19 protein-coding genes and 1 other RNA gene are annotated in these 19157 nt (G+C 66.6%); 2 read left to right on the top strand and 18 right to left on the bottom strand.

Translation table 11 applies throughout. The annotated features are described in order from the left end of the window. Nucleotides 1–47: 47 nt before the first annotated feature. The 17 genes from queE to aspS form a co-directional block, all read right to left on the bottom strand. The gene (queE, locus tag LL972_RS00515) at nt 48–731 is read right to left on the bottom strand and encodes a 7-carboxy-7-deazaguanine synthase QueE (RefSeq protein WP_228325950.1); all 684 of its coding nucleotides are present in this window, start codon (nt 729–731) and stop codon (nt 48–50) included. A 42-nt stretch (nt 732–773) separates the two neighbouring features. Beyond that, nucleotides 774–1592 (bottom strand): tol-pal system protein YbgF, encoded by an 819-nt coding sequence (gene ybgF / locus LL972_RS00510; protein WP_228325949.1) that lies wholly within the window; start codon nt 1590–1592, stop codon nt 774–776. A 6-nt stretch (nt 1593–1598) separates the two neighbouring features. After that, nucleotides 1599–2117: a peptidoglycan-associated lipoprotein Pal gene (gene pal / locus LL972_RS00505; protein WP_228325948.1), complete on the bottom strand. Its 519-nt coding sequence runs from the start codon at nt 2115–2117 to the stop codon at nt 1599–1601. Between the two features lie 57 nt (nt 2118–2174). Beyond that, nucleotides 2175–3494, bottom strand: a complete 1320-nt coding sequence (gene tolB / locus LL972_RS00500) for a Tol-Pal system beta propeller repeat protein TolB (RefSeq protein WP_228325947.1) — start codon at nt 3492–3494, stop codon at nt 2175–2177. Between the two features lie 267 nt (nt 3495–3761). Beyond that, nucleotides 3762–4799, bottom strand: a complete 1038-nt coding sequence (gene tolA, locus LL972_RS00495) for a cell envelope integrity protein TolA (RefSeq protein ID WP_228325946.1) — start codon at nt 4797–4799, stop codon at nt 3762–3764. Next, nucleotides 4789–5238: a protein TolR gene (gene tolR / locus LL972_RS00490; protein ID WP_016904126.1), complete on the bottom strand. Its 450-nt coding sequence runs from the start codon at nt 5236–5238 to the stop codon at nt 4789–4791. Before tolR ends, tolA begins: the two co-directional genes overlap by 11 nt. Before the next feature lie 235 nt (nt 5239–5473). Further along, the gene (tolQ, locus tag LL972_RS00485) at nt 5474–6253 is read right to left on the bottom strand and encodes a protein TolQ (protein ID WP_016904125.1); all 780 of its coding nucleotides are present in this window, start codon (nt 6251–6253) and stop codon (nt 5474–5476) included. Nucleotides 6254–6264: 11 nt separating this feature from the next. Beyond that, nucleotides 6265–6723, bottom strand: coding sequence for a tol-pal system-associated acyl-CoA thioesterase (gene ybgC / locus LL972_RS00480; protein WP_228325945.1), 459 nt, complete (start codon nt 6721–6723; stop codon nt 6265–6267). A 52-nt stretch (nt 6724–6775) separates the two neighbouring features. After that, nucleotides 6776–7810, bottom strand: a complete 1035-nt coding sequence (gene ruvB / locus LL972_RS00475; RefSeq protein WP_228325944.1) for a Holliday junction branch migration DNA helicase RuvB — start codon at nt 7808–7810, stop codon at nt 6776–6778. 129 nt (nt 7811–7939) lie between these two features. After that, nucleotides 7940–9847: a potassium transporter Kup gene (locus tag LL972_RS00470; RefSeq protein WP_228325943.1), complete on the bottom strand. Its 1908-nt coding sequence runs from the start codon at nt 9845–9847 to the stop codon at nt 7940–7942. A gap of 59 nt (nt 9848–9906) precedes the next feature. Then, nucleotides 9907–9980, bottom strand: a non-coding RNA gene (locus LL972_RS00465) — sX9 sRNA. Nucleotides 9981–10041: 61 nt separating this feature from the next. After that, entirely contained in the window at nt 10042–10626 is a 585-nt protein-coding gene (gene ruvA / locus LL972_RS00460; protein WP_104533898.1) for a Holliday junction branch migration protein RuvA, read from the bottom strand. A gap of 118 nt (nt 10627–10744) precedes the next feature. Beyond that, a complete protein-coding gene (gene ruvC / locus LL972_RS00455) occupies nt 10745–11269 on the bottom strand; it encodes a crossover junction endodeoxyribonuclease RuvC (protein ID WP_016904120.1) in 525 nt (174 codons plus the stop codon). A 129-nt stretch (nt 11270–11398) separates the two neighbouring features. Continuing rightward, the gene (locus LL972_RS00450) at nt 11399–12127 is read right to left on the bottom strand and encodes a YebC/PmpR family DNA-binding transcriptional regulator (protein ID WP_228325942.1); all 729 of its coding nucleotides are present in this window, start codon (nt 12125–12127) and stop codon (nt 11399–11401) included. A 75-nt stretch (nt 12128–12202) separates the two neighbouring features. Beyond that, nucleotides 12203–12841, bottom strand: a complete 639-nt coding sequence (locus LL972_RS00445) for an alpha/beta hydrolase (protein WP_228325941.1) — start codon at nt 12839–12841, stop codon at nt 12203–12205. A gap of 11 nt (nt 12842–12852) precedes the next feature. Continuing rightward, nucleotides 12853–13380: a GNAT family N-acetyltransferase gene (locus LL972_RS00440; protein ID WP_228325940.1), complete on the bottom strand. Its 528-nt coding sequence runs from the start codon at nt 13378–13380 to the stop codon at nt 12853–12855. 368 nt (nt 13381–13748) lie between these two features. After that, nucleotides 13749–15515, bottom strand: a complete 1767-nt coding sequence (gene aspS, locus LL972_RS00435) for an aspartate--tRNA ligase (protein WP_228325939.1) — start codon at nt 15513–15515, stop codon at nt 13749–13751. A 156-nt stretch (nt 15516–15671) separates the two neighbouring features. Here aspS and LL972_RS00430 point away from each other — a divergent pair, with 156 nt between their 5' ends. Further along, the gene (locus LL972_RS00430) at nt 15672–16439 is read left to right on the top strand and encodes a DUF3011 domain-containing protein (protein WP_228326017.1); all 768 of its coding nucleotides are present in this window, start codon (nt 15672–15674) and stop codon (nt 16437–16439) included. 103 nt (nt 16440–16542) lie between these two features. On the opposite strand, the gene LL972_RS00425 is transcribed toward LL972_RS00430, so the two are convergent. Next, on the bottom strand, nt 16543–16836 hold the full coding sequence (locus LL972_RS00425; protein ID WP_104583599.1) for an FmdB family zinc ribbon protein: 294 nt from the start codon (nt 16834–16836) through the stop codon (nt 16543–16545). 447 nt (nt 16837–17283) lie between these two features. On the opposite strand from LL972_RS00425, the gene LL972_RS00420 reads away from it, so the two are divergent. Further along, entirely contained in the window at nt 17284–18528 is a 1245-nt protein-coding gene (locus tag LL972_RS00420; protein WP_228325938.1) for an MFS transporter, read from the top strand. Nucleotides 18529–19157: the final 629 nt, after the last annotated feature.

Genomic DNA, 19157 nt, shown 5'->3' with positions numbered 1-19157 from the left:
CTGCGCCCGCCTTTTTTGAGTGAGCGCGGTCGCTCTATCGCTCGGGCTTAGCGCCCCGGCTCATCGTTCCACAGCAGCTTGTGCAGCTGCATCTGGAAGCGTACCGGCAGGCGGTCGGCCACGATCCAGTCGGCCAGCTCCCGCGGCGTCACTTCGCTCTTGCTGGGCGAAAACCACACCGTGCACCGGCGGTCCAGCGCGTGGGCCGCGACGACCTCGCGTGACCATTCGTAATCGGCGCGGCTGCAGATCACGAACTTGATCTGGTCGCGTGCGGTCAGCAGCGGCAGATTCTCCCAGCGATTGCGCTGCTGCTCGCCGGATGCGGGGGTCTTGATGTCGACCACGCGCGAGACGCGTGGATCGACCGCCGACACATCCAGCGCGCCAGACGTCTCCAGCGAAACATCGAAGCCGGCATCGCACAGTTTCTGCAGCAGCACCAGGCAACGTTTCTGCGCCAGCGGCTCGCCGCCGGTCACGCAGACGTGGCGCACGCCATGGCCGGCGACCTCGGCGACGATCGCATCGATGTCGTGCCATTCACCGCCGTGGAAGGCGTAGGCGGTATCGCAGTAGTGGCAGCGTAGCGGGCAACCGGTCAGACGCACGAATACGGTCGGCCAGCCGGCGGCCTCGGCTTCGCCCTGGAGGGACAGGAAGATTTCGGTGATCTTCAATCGCGGCAACGGCGACTGGACGATCTCGCTGGGGACGGCGGCGGCGTTCATGGGCAAAGTATGCGTCACGCCCTAGGGCGCGAACGCGCGAGCTCAGCGCAGTTGCTGGCCGAGACGGATGGACTGCAGACGCTCCTGGGCCACGCGCGCTGCGTCGGAGCCGGGATACTGCGATGCGACCTGCTGCAAGGTCTGCTGGGCTTCGTCGTTCTTGCCTTCGCCGTACTGCGACAGGCCAAGCTTCAACAGGCCGCCAGAGGCCTTGTCATGCGTGGGATAGCGGCTGACCAGATCGCGAAACTGCGCCTCGGCCAGCTGGAAATTTCGGGTGGCGTAGTAACTCTCACCCAGCCAATACAAGGCATTGGGGGTGTAGACGCCGTTTGGATAAAGCTCCAGGAAGCTCAAAAACAACTGCGAGGCATCGTCGTACTTGCCGTTCTTCAATGCATCGAAGGCGACATTGTAGGCAGTGCGTTCGTCGTTGCTGACGGCCATCGTGCCTGGATCGCCATGCACGCTGGGCGGCTTCTCGGAAGTTGCCGCCGCTGCAGGCCGCGCGGCCGGAGCCGGGGCAGGTGTGACGCTGCCGGTGGGCGATGGCAATGGCGGCGTTGCGCCACCTGCACCTTCCAGCCGATTCAGGCGTCCGTCCAGATCCAGATACTGGTCCTTGGACTGCTGCTTGAGTTGTTCGTTGTCGTGCTGCAGCTGTTCCACGGTCGCTCGCAAGCCCTGCAGGTCCGAACGCGCCTGCTGCAGCTGATTGAGGAGATCGTTGTTGGCCTGGCTGTTGGCCTGCTGCTGCTCGAGAACGGCAACACGATCAGCGAGACTGGCTCGCTGCGCGTGCGCCGGCGCGGCGACCACAAGGGCCGTCGCGACGAACAGGGATGTCACTCGAAAGCGCATCGCTTCTTACTGAGCCGTGTACACGATTTCAACGCGACGGTTCTGCGACCAGCAGCTTTCGCTGGTTTCGGTGCAGACCGGACGCTCTTCACCGTAGCTGACGACGGTCAGCTGGCTGGCGGAACCGCCGGCAGCCTGCAACGACGACGAAACGGCATTGCCGCGACGCTCGCCCAGACCCATGTTGTACTCACGCGAACCGCGCTCGTCAGCATTGCCCTGCAGGGTGATGCGCGAGGACGGACGGTCACGCAGGTACTTGGCGTGGCACGCCATGATGGCCTGGAATTCCGGCTTCAGGGAGTCCTGATCCAGATCGAAGTAGACAACGCGCTGGCGCAGGCAGGCATCGGTATCCAGGTCGCCCGGGCCGTACAGGCCAGCGGTGGACGGGCCGGTGGGGACGGAGGAACCAGCGGTGGTGTCAGTCGGAGCAGGCGGAGTTTCCTTCACCTTCTTCGAACAACCGGCCAGCACGGCAACGGACAACAGGGAGACAAGCAAGACGCGGGTGGACTTGTTCATGGGATACCTATGGAGGCTCTGGGCCAATGAGTGGTTTAACGCAGCGAAATATTAACATTAATGCGCGGTTCGGTAAGGCCCCCATGCAGGTTCTCTCACATCGCCATCGGCCAGGACCAGACGCTGGCGAACGCGAGCGTCGGAGGAGACGGCGTAAAGCACGCCGCGACCACCCTCACGTGCGGCGTACAGCACCATGCTGGCGTTCGGCGCGAAGCTCGGCGACTCGTCCAGCGAGCCCGGCGAGAGCGTGCTCCAGCTCGGCGAACCCAGGCTGCGATCCATCATGGCGATGCGATAGCTATTGCCGCTGCCCTGCGCCACGGCGATCTTCTTGCCGTCGAACGAGACGCTGGCGGTGGCGTTGTAGTTGCCCTGGAAGGTCACGCGGTTGGCGCTGCCGCCGCTTGCGGCCACCTGATAGATCTGCGGACGACCACCGCGATCGGAGGTGAAGTAGATGCTGCCGCCGTCCGGCGCCCAGGTCGGCTCGGTGTCGATGCCGAAGTGGTTGGTCAGCTGGGTCAACTGCTTGCTGCCCAGGTCCATGACGTAGATTTCCGGGTTGCCGCTGCGCGACAGCGCCAGCGCCAGGCGGCGACCGTCCGGCGAGAACGACGGCGCACCGTTGATGCCGCGGAAGCTGGACACCAGTTCACGCGCGCCGGTGGCGATGTCCTGCAGGTAGATCGAGGAATTGCCGCGCTCGAAGCTCACATAGGCCAGCTTCTTGCCGTCCGGGCTCCAGTTCGGCGACAGCAGCGGCTCGGCCGAGCGCACGATCGTCTGCGGGTTGTAGCCGTCCGAATCGGCCACCATCAGCGCATAGCGCATGGCGCCGCCCTTGCCGCTGGCGGTCACATAGGCGATCCGGGTCCAGAACGCGCCACGCACGCCGGTGATCTTTTCGTAGATCGCATCGGCCATCTGGTGCGAGACATCGCGCATCGCATTGGCACGCGCAGTCATTGCCAGACCAAGCATGCGCTCGCCCTTGGCCACGTCGAACAGTTCGTACTCCACGCGGTAGGCGCCTTCGCCGGCATCCATGACGCGGCCGACCACGATGTAGTTCTGCTTGAGCGTGCGCCAGGTCTGGAACTGCACCTCGGTGCCGCGGGTCGGCTTTTCGACGATCTGCGCAACCGGCAGCGTGCGGAACTGGCCGGAACGGTCCAGATCGGCACCAACAACTGCAGACACGTCGGTCTGCGGCGCAGTGCCGGAGCCCTGATACGGCATGGGCACGACGGTGATCGGCGTCGCCGAAGCGCTACCGCCCACGATATCGATGGTGAGCCCTTGCTGTTGCGCGAATGCGCTCAGCGGCAACAACAGGGCGGTCAAGGCAGCTAGCCAACGCAGCGGTTTTTTCATGGACGGCTCGGATCGGGCAGGAAAAGTGTGCAAGGGATACCAATCAGCGAGTGAACATACTCGCAATCGTGAACGAGACAGCGTGAAAATGGAGCGAGTGGTCAACCATCGGGCGTTCCATCGGCCAGACCAGCGAGCAGGCGTGCGGTGGCGCAGCACTATCCACCCGGCAGAACTGCGCCAGGCAGCCGGCCACACACCCGCAAATCTACATCCCGACCGAGGCGCAGCGCAGGTCATGCGGCCGCGCGCCCGATCTGGGGCTTGCTAGTCCTGCGGGGTGAACACAAACGTCAGGTTGCGCTGGAACACCGACTCGAACCCACGGTACGGCAATGGCTGGGCGCTCAGCACCGCGGCTTCGATCGAGCGCTGGCCGGCCTCGTCGTACGGGCAACCCGGCGCCACCTTGGCTTCCATCACGGTGCCACCCGGCAACTGGCGGATGTTGATGCTGCACTTCTGGCCCGGCGGCACCGACGGCGGACGCACCCACTGCGCCAGCACCTTCTGCTGGATCGCCGCGGCATATTTGGCCGACAGATCGGTATTGGTACCGCCCTGCCCTGCAGTCGGTTGCGCATTTGCCGCGGCAGCCGACGAGGCCTGCTGCGCACGCGCTGCCGCAACCTGGCGCAACTTCTGCTCGGCCAATGCGGCTTCCTTGGTGGCCTGCTCGCGCTGACGGCGGATGTCTGCGATCTTCTTCTCGCGTTCGGCATCGGCGGCAGCCTGTTGCGCTGCGGCCTGCTTCTTCTTGGCGTCGGCTTCTTCCTGCTGCTTGGCCAGGCGCAGTTTCTGCTCGGCCTCTTCCTGGCGTTTGCGCTCGGTCAGATCGATCTGTTCCTGACGGCGCTTGGCCTCCTGTTCCTGCTTGGCCTTTTCCGCCGACAGCGCCAGCGCGTCGACGCGGTCCTGATCGACCTTGTCCGGCTGCGCGACGCGTTCCTGCGCCTGCGCCTGTTGTGGCGTGGGCGCATCCTGCGGACGCGGTTCGGGAATCGGCTGCGGCGGCGGCACGGTATCTTCCGGTGCCGGTTCGGGCAGCGGTGCCGGCGGTGGCGGCGCCTCCACCGGCGTGGCCTTCAGCGCCTGGCGCGCAACGCGCGCTTCGGCCGCGGACACGTCCAGCGAGGCTTCCATGCTGGGATCGCCCGCCGCGGGCTCGACCGAGCGTTCGGGCGACCACAGCCAGCCGGCGATGAACACCAGCGCGACCAGCACGTGCACGACCAGGGCCAGCATGACCGGCCGTAGCCAGCCATCCTCGCGCGCCGTCTGGGTGGGGAGTGCGTCAGCGTGCATCGCTGCCTGCAGTGCCGCCGGAGTCGGAGATCAGGCCGACCTTCTCGACCTTGGCCTGCTTGAGCACGTCGATGGCGTCCATGATCTTTTGATACGGCGCGGCACGATCGCCGGCCACGACCACGCGCGCGTCCTTGTCTTGCGCCACGATGGCGGCCAGCTGCGCCTGCAACGCCGCCACGTCCATCGCCTGCGGCTTGCCCTTGGGCAGCTGCAAGGCGAGCTGGCCGTCGGCGGCAACCACCACCACGACCGGATCCTGCTTGCTCTCCAGCGCCTTGGCGCGCGAGCTCGGCAGGTTGACGTCGGTGCTCAGGGTCAGCAGCGGTGCGGTCACCATGAAGATGATCAGCAGCACCAGCATCACGTCGATGTACGGCACGACGTTGATGTCGGATTTGAGCTTGCGCTTCTTACGGCGGGAAATACCGGAAATCATCGCGGAACGTTCCTATTGATCCCCCGCACATGGATGTGCGGGCTCTTGCGAGGGACTCGCCCATCCGATCCCTCGCACATGCGTGTGCGAGCTGTCGCGAGTGGCTGGCCTGTCCAAGCCTTGCGCAGTGCGAAACGGACATGAGCGAACGTCACACCTGCCTCAACCGCGCACCGGGATGCGCGGGCCATGGCGCGGGATTCGCCTGCCTGCCAGCTGTCGCAGGGCACGCGCATCACTCGTCCGCGCCGGCCTGGCGCTGCAGGATAGAGCTGAACTCGTCGGCGAAGGTCTCGTAGCGCACCGACAGCCGTTCCACGCGGGTGGTGAAGCGGTTGTAGGCCCACACGGCGGGAATCGCCACGAACAGGCCGATGGCGGTGGCGAACAGGGCTTCGGAGATACCCGGCGCGACGGCAGCGATGCCGGCCTGCTCGCCGCTGCTGACCATGTCGTGCATGGTCACCATGATGCCGAACACGGTGCCGACCAGGCCGACGTACGGCGCGGTGGAGCCGATGTTGGCCAGCAATTCGAGATTGCGCTCGAGCTGGTCGACTTCGCGGGTGAAGGCAGTGCGCATGGCACGCTGCGCGCCTTCCAGCTGCACCCGCCCGTCCAGCCGGCGGCGGTCACGCAGCCGCGAGAACTCGCGGAAGCCGCTCTCGAACATCGACTCCAGGCCGCCGACGGTGCGGTTGCGGTCGGTGGCCGATGCGTAGAGCTTGGCCAGATCGGCACCGGACCAGAAGCGGTTTTCGAACTCGTCCGCCTCGCGGTTGGCCTGCTTGAACGCGCGCGCCTTGCGGAAAATGATCACCCAGCTGATGAACGAGCCGATCAGCAGCAGCAACACGATGATCTTGACCGGGATACTCGCCCGCAGGATCAGATCGACATAGTTGATGCTGCTGTTGTGCGCCACGCTGGCGGTCTGTGCCGCAGCGGCGGCAACGTCCTGCGGTAGTGCTTCCACTACCGTGTCCTGCAGGGCCAGGAGCAATGCAATCGACATCCGTTTGTTCCTCAGTAATCGGATTCTGGGGTTTCTAGAGCTTTCAACACGTCATACAGCGCATCGTCCATCCCGCGCGGGCGGAAGTCGCCGGTACCGAGTGCGGCAATGCGCACCTCGGCGGTCAGCAGCACTTCGCCCTCGCGACGTACCGACTGCGCAAACAGCAGGCTGGCCCGTTTGCATCGCAGCAACACCGCCGACACTGACAGCGCATCGTCGAGCCGGGCCGGCTTGAGGAAATCCAGTTGCATCGAGCGGACCGCGAACACCAGCTCGTGCTGCTGGCGCAGGCGTTCCTGCCCGTAACCGGCCGCGCGCATCCACTCCGTGCGCGCCCGTTCCATGAAAGCGACGTAGCGCGCGTGGTAGACCACGCCCCCGGCGTCGGTATCTTCCCAGTAGACGCGTGTCGGCCAACTGAATACAGGCGGGGATTCGGGAATAGGGAGTCGGGAATCGGTGGTCATGGGCACGGAGTGTGGGTCGAGACGGCCCGGGCGAGCGACGAACGGAGCGTCATCAGAACAGGTCTCCTGGTTCGCCGATGCGCGGAGAGCGGTCGCGCGGCGGCTTCAGGCCCAGGTGCAGATAGGCCTTGGTGGTGACCATGCGGCCGCGCGCGGTGCGGATCAAAAAGCCCTGCTGGATCAGGTAGGGCTCGATCACGTCTTCCAGCGTGCCGCGCTCTTCCGACAGCGAGGCGGCCAGCGATTCCACCCCGACCGGGCCGCCGTCGAAGTGTTCGACGATGGTGCGCAGCATGCGCCGGTCGAGCTCGTCGAAGCCTTCCGGGTCGACCTTGAGCATCTGCATCGCCGCCTGCGCCACCGGCAGATCGATATGCCCGGCGGCCTTGACCTGGGCAAAGTCGCGCACCCGCCGCAGCAGCCGGTTGGCGATACGCGGGGTGCCGCGCGCGCGGCGTGCGATCTCGGCCGCGCCTTCGGGTGTGCAGTCGATGCCCAGGATCGCCGCCGAGCGGATCACGATGCGGGTCAGTTCCTGCGGCGAATAGAACTCCAGCCGCTGCACGATGCCGAAGCGGTCGCGCAGCGGCGCGGTCAGCAGGCCGGCGCGGGTGGTGGCACCGATCAGGGTGAACGGCGGCAGGTCGATCTTGATCGAGCGCGCGGCCGGGCCGTCGCCGATCATGATGTCGATCTGGAAATCTTCCATCGCCGGATACAGCACTTCTTCCACCACCGGCGAGAGGCGATGGATCTCGTCGATGAACAGCACGTCGTGCGGCTGCAGATTGGTCAGCAGCGCGGCCAGATCGCCGGCCTTTTCGATCACCGGGCCGGAGGTCGAGCGCAGGTTCACGCCCAGCTCGTTGGCGATGACGTGACTGAGCGTGGTCTTGCCCAGACCCGGCGGGCCGAAGATCAGCACATGGTCCATCGCCTCGCCGCGCGCCTTGGCCGCCTGGATGTAGATGTCCATCTGCTCGCGCACCGGCTGCTGGCCGAGGTAGTCGGCCAGGCGCTTGGGACGGATGCTCGCATCGGCGGCATCGTCTTCGCGGGTGGCACTGCTGGCGATGATGCGGTCCATTAGAGCGGGGATTGGGGATTCGCATTCGGGATTGGCAGCTAGCTAGTATGGGCTGCGAGGCGCCTCCGGCGCTACGCTCTTGCCAATCCCGACTCCCCAATCCCTAATCCCGAGCCGCCACCGGCGGCCTCAGATCTCAACCTGGGCGCCCAGCTCGACCAGGCGGTTGCCGGGGATGCGGAAGAAGCCGGTGGCCGGGGCGGCGTTACGATGCATCAGCGCGAACAGCTTGTCGCGCCAGATCGGCATGCCGCGGTTGGCGCTGGCCACGATGGTCTCGCGGCTGGCGAAGAAGGTGGTGTCCATCGGATCGAAATGGATGCCGCCCTGGTCGCAGGAGCGCATCAGGGCCAGCGGCACGTCCGGCGTCTCCATGAAACCGAAGCGCACATAGACGCGGTAGAACTCGTCGCCGATCGATTCGATCTGCAGGCGCTTGTCGGCCGGCGCATACGGGATCGGCAAGGTATCGACGTTGAGGAAGATGTTGCGCTCGTGCAGCACCTTGTTGTGCTTGAGGTTGTGCATCAGCGCATGCGGCACGACCATCGGGTCGGCGGTGAGGAACACCGCCATGCCCGGCACGCGCGCCGGCGGGGCCAGCATCAGGCCGGGCAGGAAGCTGTCGATGCGGATGCCGTCCTTGCGGATTTCCTCGCGCAGCAGCGCGCGGCCGCGGCGCCAGGTGCGCATCAGGGTGAACACCACGATGCCCAGCGCCAGTGGGAACCAGGCGCCCTGCAGGAGCTTGGCGCCGTTGGCGATGACGAAGGCCAGCTCGATGATGAAGAACACCACGCACAGCGGCAGCACCCAGTTGCGCCAGCGCGGCCACAACGAGCGCGCCACCAGCGCCAGCAGCAGGGTGTCGATCAGCATCGTCATCGACACCGAGATGCCGTAGGCCACCGCCAGATTGGTGGAACTGCGGAAGATCAGCACCAGCGCGATCACCATCACCATCAACAGCCAGTTGATGCCGGGCACGTAGATCTGGCCGATGGTGGTGCGCGAAGTGTGCTTGATCAGCATGCGCGGGATGTAGCCCAGCTGCATCGCCTGGCGGGCCACCGAATAGGCGCCGGTGATGACCGCCTGCGACGCGATCACCGCCGCCAGCGTGGCCAGGATGATCATCGGATACAGCGCCCAGCCCGGCACCGCTTCGAAGAACGGGTTCTTCAGTGCGGAGGGATGATTGAGCACCAGCGCGCCCTGCCCCAGGTAGTTGAGCAGCAGCATCGGCAAGACGAAGAAATACCAGCCATGGCGGATCGGCTTGGCGCCGAAGTGGCCCATGTCCGCGTACAGCGCCTCGCCGCCGGTCACTGCCAGCACCACCGCGCCGAGAATGAACACCCCGTGCCAGCCATGCTCCATGAAGAAGCGGATCGCCCACCACGGGTTGAAGGCCTTCATCACTTCCGGCGCATCGACGATGTTCCAGGCGCCGATCGCCCCCAGCGACAGGAACCACAAGCAGGTGATCGGGCCGAACACCTTGCCGACCTTTTCGGTACCGAAGCGCTGCACCATGAACACCACCAGCAGCACCATCACGGTGATCGGCACGATGAAGGGATGCAGGCTGGGTGCGGCGATTTCCAGGCCTTCCACCGCGCCCATCACCGAGATGGCCGGGGTGATCACGCCATCGCCGAAGAACAGCGAGGCGCCGAAGATGCCGAGGATGCCGACCACGTAGGCCGAGCGCGAGCCCTGCTTGAGGGTGCGCTGGGTCAGCGCCATCAGCGCCATGATGCCGCCCTCGCCCTCGTTGTCGGCACGCATGATGATGGTGACGTACTTGAGCGTCACCGTGACCATTAGCGCCCAGAACGCCAGCGACAGCACGCCCAGCACGGTGTCGTGATCGCTGGTCAGCCCGTAGTGCGGCGAGAACGCCTCCTTGAGGGTGTACAGCGGACTGGTGCCGATATCGCCGAAGACGACGCCGATGGCGCCGATGACCAAGGCCATATGGCTATTGGCAGGCGCATGGCCGTGGCCGGCTGCGGAAGTGGGGGTCTGGGACATGAAGTGGGCAGGGTATCGCCAAGTGGCGTGAAGGAGAGGAAGACAGCGCGGCGTTGAGTGACTAAAAACGTAGCGAGCGGTGGTCAGTTGGATGCGGGCCGCGCACGGGAGCCGCAGTGTACGAGTGGTCCCTGCCGATTCCGAGCACCGGCCGCGCCCGCTTGGCGGGCGCGCAGTCGTTTTGCCAGTCGCCCTTAACGCAGCGCGGCCTGGAGGGCCTTGCGAATGACCGTGGCGACGTCGTCGCCTTCTGCCCCGGCCTCGCGTGCCATGCGTGCGGCCTCGGCCGGCTTGTAACCCAGTTGCTGCAAGGCCACCGTGGCTTCGGACACCGCATCCGGGCCAAGCTGGCCGGTGATCGGCGCGCCACTGCTGAAGTCGGCGGCGCGGTCGCGCAGCTCCACCACCATACGCTCGGCGGTCTTCTTGCCGATGCCGGGGATGCGGGTCAGCGCGGTGATGTCGCCGCTGGTGATCAGGCGGGCGAACTCGTCCACGCTGACCCCGGACAGCACCGCCAGCGCGATCTTGGCGCCGATGCCGGTGACCTTCTGCACGTCGCGGAACAGCCTGCGCTCGCCTTCGCGCAGGAATCCGTACAGCGACACGCTATCTTCCTTCTGCGCGTAGTGGGTGAACAGGATCACGTCGCGGCCGACATCGGGCAGGTCGTAGAAGGTGCTCATCGGCGCCTCCAGCTCGTAGCCCACCCCGCCCACGTCGATCACCAGCCACGGCGGCTGCTTGTAGGCCAGCAGCCCGCGCAGGCGGCCGATCATTGGGCACCTCCAAGGAGGTGCCGGGAATGGGGAATCGGGAATGGGGAATCGCAAGAGCGCGCGCTGCCCTGGACTCTGCTGTTGCTATTCCCGATTCCCGATTCCCGAATCCTGATTCTCATTTCTTGCGGCTCCAGGCCTGTTGGGTATTGACGCCCAGGCGCTGCGCGGTGGCGCGCACGTGGGCGTGAGTGATGGCGACCGCCAGTGCGTCGGCGGCGTCGGCCTGCAGCTTGCCTTTCAGGTTGAGCATGATGCCGACCATGTGCTGGACCTGCACCTTGTCCGCCCCGCCCTTGCCGACCAGCGCCAGCTTGATCTCGGTGGCAGCGTACTCGTGCACCGGCAGATCGCGCAGCACGACCGCGCAGATCGCCGCCCCGCGCGCGTGGCCGAGCTTGAGCGCGGAATCGGCGCTCTTGCCCATGAACACCTTCTCGATCGCCACTTCCTGCGGCCGGTAGGTCTCGATCACCTCGCCCAGCCCGTGCAGCAGGCGCTTGAGCCGCTGGGCGAAGTCGCCCTCGCCCAGCAGCACCAGCGGCGCATGATAGACATGCCGGCTGCGACCGCTCTCGTCGACGTCGATGATGCCGAGCCCGGTGCGCTGCGAGCCGGGGTCGATGCCCAGGATGCGGGTCATTGAAACGCCGGGATTGGGGATTCGGGATTCGGGAATGGGTAACGCGGCCTCCTGGCATGCCCGACGCTGCCGAGCAATGCAGGGTGCAGCTGATTCAATTCCCGATTCTCCATTCCCGATTCCCGGCACTTACGCGCCAAGCGCCGACTGATCGACGTTCGAATACACGTCCTGGACGTCGTCCAGGTCTTCGAGCATGTCGAGCAGCTTGCGGACCTGCACGGCGGTGTCGCCGTCGACGGCGATGTCGTTTTCGGCGCGGAAGGTGATTTCGGCGTGGGCCGGTTCCAGGCCGGCGGCAGTCAGCGCCTGCTTGACCTGGGCGAAGGCGTCCGGGGCGGTCAGTACGTCGATGGCGCCGTCTTCCGGGTAGACCACCACATCGTCGGCGCCGGCCTCGATCGCCGCGTCGGTGAGGGTGTCTTCGTCGGTGCCGGCAGCAAAGCTCAGCACGCCCAGGCGCTTGAACATGAAGGCCACCGAGCCGTCGGTGCCCATGTTGCCGCCGCACTTGCTGAAGGCATGGCGCACGTCGGCCACCGCACGCACGCGGTTGTCGGTCAGGCAGTCCACGATCACCGCCACGCCGCCGGGGGCGTAGCCCTCGTAGCGCACTTCCTCGTATTCCACGCCTTCCAGCTCGCCGGTGGCTTTCTTGATGGCGCGCTCGATCACGTCCTTGGACATGTTCGCCGACAGACCCTTGTCCACCGCCACGCGCAGGCGCGGATTGTTGGACGGATCGCCACCGCCGCCGCGCGCGGCCACGCTGATCTCGCGAATGATCTTGGTGAACATCTTGCCGCGTTTGGCGTCGGAGGCGTTCTTGCGGCCTTCGATGGAGGGGCCTCTACCCATGGGTGGTTCCAGACTGGCTTGGATGACAGGGCGCGGATTTTACCTGATTGCTCGCCCGCACCGGGGCGGCGGCGTTCAGTGGCCGAACCGGCCCTGGCGCAGGAAGCGCAGCACCTGCTGCGCGGCCTCGGACGAGCGCAACAGACCGCTGTGGCTGGCCTGCACCACGCAATGGTCGCGCAGCCCGGGCAGGCGGGTTTCGGCCAGCGCCACGGTGCCGTCCGAGTCGCCGTCCAGTGGCGCCAGCCAGCGCCCCACCCCGTGCGCGACGGTGCCGGCGATCTGGCCGATCTCCGCCTCGCCCTCCCAGTGCGCGACACCGTGCTGCAGCAAGGCCGCGCTACGCCCCAGCGCCCATCGCCCGCCGCGTCGGGCCAGGCCGCGCGCGGCAGCGCTGCCGCATAACGGCGAGCCCAGGCAGACCACGCGGCGCACCGGCAATGCGGGCGCAGCGCGCAGGGCCTGCAGCGCGACCAGGCCGCCCAGGCTATGGCAGACCAGCCACTGCGCGCCGGTCGCCTGCAGGCGTTCGATCAGCCGCGGCACCGCCTGCGCCGGACCGCCGAGCACGCTGGCGTAGCCGAACAGCGCAGGCGCCAGGCCCTCGGCACGCAGCCGACGCGCGAGCGGCAACAACCAATGCGCGGTGTTCCAGATGCCGTGCACCAGCAGCACGTCGGCGGTCGCGGTCGCACGTCGCGCACCCGCTGGCATCGGCGTGCCGCTCAGTCGGCCGCAATGCGCGGATTGCGGCGCAGGATGAATTCGCGGTCGACGATCTTGCCGACCGGGAAATCGTACTCGCCCACCTTTTCGAACCCGTAGCGGGCGTAGAAGCGTTGTGCGCCGAAATTCTCCGACCACACGCCGATCCACAGCGTGCGCGGGCCGTCGCGCTCCAGCCATTCCAGCGTGGTCTCGAACAGGCGGCTGCCCCAGCCACTGTTCTGGTAGTCCTTCAACAGATACAGCCGCTTGAGCTCACCGTCGCCGGGACGCACGTCCTGGTGCGGCAGCCCGCAGGGGCCAGCGGCAGCGTGGCCGACCAGCAGGTTGTCCATCTCCAGCAGCCAGATCGCATAGTGCGGATGCGCCAGCACGATGCGCGCGCGCTCGACCGCATAGGTCTCCTGCAGAAAGCCGTGCAGATCCTCTGGCGGGTACAGATGTCCGAAGGTTTCGGTGAAGGTCTGCGCAGCCAGCAGCGACAAGGCTTCGGCATCGTCCGGTGTGGCGCGGCGGATGCGGGTCATGCGGGCGTCTCATGCCGGGGGGACATGGCAGCTTCGCGCATGCGGCTTCGTTGCTGCAAGCGGGGAATGGGGAATGGGGAATGGGGAATGGGGAATGGGGAACCGGGAACCGGGAACCGGAGCAGCATCTGCGATGCGTGCGTTGCTGTGACTGCGCATCGGCACGCTAGCGCGACTCGGGATGGCCGATTGAACGTGCACCAAAGGTCCAAGCGCTGCGTTGCGGGCTACGGCCCATGCGCAGCTTCGACGAGGATACCGATAGTTCGTCGCAGGCCGTCGCGTTGACGGCATGTCACTCACCCGATGCGCTGACGGCAGCGTATCGGCAACACGGCCACGCGCTGGCGTGGCCGTCTGGTGGCAGGTCAGGCCTGCTTGGGGCGTACCTGCACGTGCACTTCGGCCAGCTGATCGGCGGGGATCGGCGAGGGGGCGTCGGTCATCAGATCCTGCGCGCCGGTGGTCTTGGGGAACGGGATGACGTCGCGGATCGACTCGGTGCCCGCCATCAATGCAGCGATGCGGTCGATGCCGAAGGCAATGCCGCCGTGCGGCGGGGCGCCGTAGTTCAGCGCATCCAGCAGGAAGCCGAACTTGGCGCGCGCTTCCTCGGCGCCGATGCCGAGCAGTTCGAACACCGCGCTCTGCATGTCCGGGCGGTGGATACGGATCGAACCGCCGCCGATCTCGTTGCCGTTGAGCACCATGTCGTAGCCGCGCGACACCGCGGTGCGGGCGTTGGCGCGCAGGTCGGCGATGTCGTCCACCGCCGGCGCGGTGAAGGGGTGATGCAGGGCCACGTAGCGCTGCGCCTCCTCGTCCCACTCGAACATCGGGAAATCGGTGACCCACAGCGGCGCCCAGCCATCGGCGATCAGGTTGAACTCCTTGCCGGCCTTCAACCGCAGTGCGCCCATAAAGTCGGACACGGTGTTGTAGCGGCCGGCGCCGAAGAACACGATGTCGCCGTTGGTTGCACCGACGTGCTTGAGCAGTGCGGCGAAGGCCTCTTCGCCGAAGAACTTGGCGATCGGCGAGCTGACGTCGCCGGTCTCCGACAGCTTGATGTAGGCCAGGCCCTTGGCGCCGTACTTGGCGGCGTGGGCGGCGTATTCGTCGATCTGCTTGCGGCTCAGCGTGGCGCCACCGGGGATGCGCAGCGCGGCCACGCGGCCGTCGGCATCGTTGGCGGCGGCGGTGAACACCGGGAACTCGCTGGACTTGACCAGCTCGGCCACGTCGACCAGTTCCAGCGCGATGCGCAGGTCCGGCTTGTCCGAACCATAGCGACGCATCGCCTCGGCCCAGGTCATGCGCGGGAACTGCGCGGCCAGGTCGACGTCCACCACTTCCTTGAAGATCGCGCGGATCATGTCTTCGACGAAATCCTGCACGTCGCGCTCGCGCACGAAGGCAAATTCCATGTCCAGCTGGGTGAATTCCAGCTGGCGGTCGGCGCGCAGCGCTTCGTCACGGAAGCAGCGCGCGATCTGGTAATAGCGATCGAAGCCGGCCACCATCAGGATCTGCTTGAACAGCTGCGGGCTCTGCGGCAACGCATAGAACTCGCCCGGATGCATGCGCGCCGGCACCAGGAAGTCGCGTGCGCCTTCCGGGGTGGCCTTGGTCAGGATCGGGGTCTCGATGTCCTGGAAATCGCGTGCGTCCAGGTGCCGGCGCAGCGCCTGCACCAGCTTGATGCGGGTGCGCTGCATGCGCTGCATTTCCGGACGGCGCAAATCCAGGTAACGGTACTTCAGGCGGGTTTCCTCGCCCGGGTTTTCATGCGCGTGGAACGGCAGCGGCGCAGCCTTGTTGAGGATGCTGATGCGGGTGGCGATCACTTCCACCTTGCCGGTGCGCAGCTTGTCGTTGACCGCGTGACGCGCGCGCACCACGCCTTCGACCTGCAGCACGTCCTCGTAGCCGAGGCTGGCGGCCACCTTGAACAGCTCTGCGCTGGCGTCGTCGCCGGCCACCGGTTCCACCGTCACCTGCACGATGCCTTCGTGGTCGCGCAGGTCGATGAAGCACACCCCGCCCAGGTTGCGGGCCACGTCGGTCCAGCCGGCGAGAGTGACGGTTTGGCCGATCAAGGTCTCATCGACCAGGCCGCAGAAGTGGGTACGCATCGAAAGCTCCGCTGAAAACCCGACGCAGGACGGCGCCGGAGAGCCGGATATTCTGGGGCCGGCGGGCGACAGGAGCAAATGCGCAGGCGCTCATGGCCGCTTAAGTCAGCGCCCGGCTGAATAGGCGCCAGACCCTTCCGCACCAAGGACGCCACGATCCTGCGCACCGCCCTGCTGCTCTCCGGCTTCGGCCTGATCACCCTGACCGGCCTGCTGACTAGCGCTCCGGCCGCCGCGCAGGACCGTGGCTGGAACGGCCCCAGCATCACCTGCTCCAGCAACGACAACCGTCGCCGCGAGTGCGATACGCCGTTCCGCGGCCGCGCGGTGCTGGTCGAAAACATCTCCGGCACCCGCTGCATCGAAGGCCGCAACTGGGGCAGCGACCGCGGCCGGGTCTGGGTGGACAACGGCTGCCGCGGGCGCTTTGTCGATGGCCGCAACGGCGGCGGCTGGGGCGGCGACGGTGGCCCCGGCGGCGGCGGGGTCGCCGGCACGGTGCGCTGCGAGAGCAACGACCAGCGCCAGAAGATCTGCGACACCGGCTGGCGTCGGGCCACACTGGTGCGCCAGCTGTCCAACACGCCCTGCGTGGAAGGCCGCAACTGGCGCCAGGACGGGGGCCGGATCTGGGTGGACGACGGCTGCCGGGGCGAGTTTGCGCAGGCACGCGGCGGCTGGGACCGGAGTGACGGTGGCGACGGTGGCCGCGACGACCGCCCGCGCAACGATTACGCCATCACCTGCGCCAGCGACGACCGCCGCCTGCGTACCTGCGGCTGGGATGGCCGCTATGGTCGCCCGGTGCTGACCCGCCAGCTGTCCGACACCCGTTGCGAAGAAGGCCGCAGCTGGGGATACGACGACCGCCGCGCGACGCTGTGGGTCAACGATGGCTGCCGGGCGCGCTTCGAGGCGCGTTGAGGCAGCAGGTACGCGCTCCGCTTACGGGTCGGATGGGGGTTGCGGCTTCAGCACTGCCAACCGCTGCCCGGCACCACCCGTCGTTGCGGCGCGCTGACCCGGCTCAGGCAGGGTCGGCCGCGGGCTTTGCCGCGGGCTTGCTCTCGGCGGCGGCTGCCGGCTTGGCATCGCCACCGGCGCTGCTGCTCTCGCTGAGGTTTTTCTTTTTCTCGCCCGCCGACTTGAAGTCTGTTTCGTACCAGCCGCTACCGGACAGACGGAACGACGGCGCGGTGATCTGGCGCTTGATCGTGGCCGCCGCGCAGGCCGGACAGGTCTGCGGATCGGGGTCGGCCATCTTCTGCAGGCGGTCGAAGGCGTGGCCGCAGGTGGTGCACTGGAAACCGTAGATGGGCATGGCAGGATCAGCTGAAGACGATGCAGGGGCGCAGATTCTAGACGGATGCGGGCAGGCAGGTGCAGTGGTGCATCTGCGCTTGACCACGCGCGCACGCGTTGCCGGCGAGAGACATCGATCGGTGATCGCTGCGTGCCCGCCCGTGCGCCCGATGGGCGCCCGGCATCGCGGCTCCCATCGGCAGACGGCAAGACATGGGGGCGTGCGCGCGTATGCCGACGGTCGCCGGCCTGGGCACCGAGTGATGGGGCGGCGTGCCCGTGCGAACTGCGCAGGCAGGTGGGGCCGTCATCCGGAACGTCGAACATCCAGGCCTCGCGCCGAACTACAGCCAACCACTTGGTATCGAACGCCGCAAGCCAGCTGGCTTCGGTCAAGCCGCAGGACACGGGCTGCTACACTCGAACAGGTGATCGACGCGCCTCTTCCCCCACGAGGACCGCATCCATGTTGCGGCTGACTGCCTTACTGCTGGGCGTTGCCCTGCTGCTGACCGGCAGCGGGCTGCTCGGTACCCTGCTTGCCGTGCGCGGTGGACAGGCCGGTTTCGATGCGCGTGCGCTCGGCCTGATCATGTCCGGGTATTTCGCCGGCTTCTTTCTCGGCACCTTCTTCGCACCGCCGCTGATCCGGCGCATCGGGCATATCCGCGCATTCGCGTTTTACGCGGCGCTGGCGGCGATCGCGGTGCTGCTGCATCCAATCTGGCTGAACGCCTGGGGCTGGGGATTGCTACGCTTGGTCACCGGCGCGGCATTGGTAGGCCTGTACACGGTGATCGAAAGCTGGCTCAACGCCGAGCCGGACGCGCGTCGGCGCAGCCGGGTGTTTTCGGTGTACATGGCGATCAATCTGTCGGCGTTGGCGCTGGGCCAGATCCTGCTCACCGCAGGCGATGCGGGCGCACCGGCGATGTTCACGCTGACGGCGATCCTGATCTGGGCGGCAGTGATGCCGGTGATGACCACGCGCCTGATTCCGCCCGAGGTGCCGCACGTCTCGCGCCTGCGCCTGAAAACGCTGTACGCACTGGCGCCGGTGGCGACCATCGGCGCGGGATTGTCGGGCCTGGCGATGGGGGCGTTCTGGGGCTTGTTGCCGGTGTACGCCGACCGCATCGGGCTGGATGCCGACGGCGTAGCGATGTTCATGCTCACCGCCATCATCGGCGGTGCAGTGCTGCAGTGGCCGATCGGGCGCATCAGCGATGGCCATGACCGGCGCATCGGCCTGGTCACGATCAGCATGCTGGCGGCCGGCATTGCAATCGCCGCCGCGGTGCCGATGGTGCAGGCACAGACCCAACTGTTGTTCGTGCTGTTCTTCGTGTACGGCGGGTTGGCGTTCTCGCTGTATCCGTTCGCGGTGGCACACATGCTCGATTACCTGCCGCGCGAAGATCTGCTCTCCGGCTGCAGCAGTCTGCTATTGGTGCATGGCGTGGGCGCGGCGATCGGTCCGGCCCTGGCCGGTGGCGCGATGCAGAAATTCGGCCCTGCCGCACTCCCGGTCTATTTCGCGGTGATGCTGCTGGCACTGGCCGGATTTACCCTGACACGCTTGCTGCGCTTCACGCGCCGCCGCACCCACCCGATCTCCTTCCGCCCGATGCTGCGCACCACCCCATCGGCGCTGGAGTTGATGCCGGAAACGCAGCAGACCGAAGCACCGCCGCACACCAGGAGCGGCTAACGCCCCTGTTTCGCGGGCGTTGGTCGCAGAGCCGATGATCTGCGGCTTGGCCGCGGGGCCCTTGCCCGCCCACCATCACGGGACACGCCGTGAATCCGTCCATGGAGGCTCTGGCGCGGCATCCATGCCGCTCAAGGCCCCTCGACGGTGGGCGGACAAGGACCTGTCTGGATGGTCGGTGTGCGCAGCTGCGAGCAGGGGGGCATGGCTTGCGTTGTACGAATCACGTTGCGTCCGGTCAGTTCCCGCGCAAGCCGAGCAACAGGCAGGCTTTCGACACGAAATATCGAAATGTCTCGTCTGCCACTGCAAGCCGAGCGAAATGCTTTCAATAAGCAGCCGACTAATTTCCTGGTGCGGTGTCCTCGCCGGTTGCGGGACCGTGTGGCGGCATGGATGCCGCCACCGAGCCCCCAGGGACGGGTTTACGGCGTGTCCCGCAAGCGGTGAGGGCACCGCGCCCTCGACGACCTGAGCTTTTGACCCAAGCACTCGACCACCGTTACAACGACGCGACGACTCGCATCGCCTGTCTTGGAATGAATAGCCCACGGTATGACACGCAGTTTCGGAGATGTCGTTCAACGACCCAACGCGAAAGTATGCAGACGGCGCTAGCCTGCAATCGT

The sequence above is a fragment of the Xanthomonas campestris pv. asclepiadis genome (assembly GCF_020784175.1).
Lineage (GTDB): Bacteria > Pseudomonadota > Gammaproteobacteria > Xanthomonadales > Xanthomonadaceae > Xanthomonas > Xanthomonas campestris_D.
The sequence above is the reverse complement of the archived record's forward strand: the minus strand, read 5'-3'. Positions and strand labels throughout refer to the sequence as shown.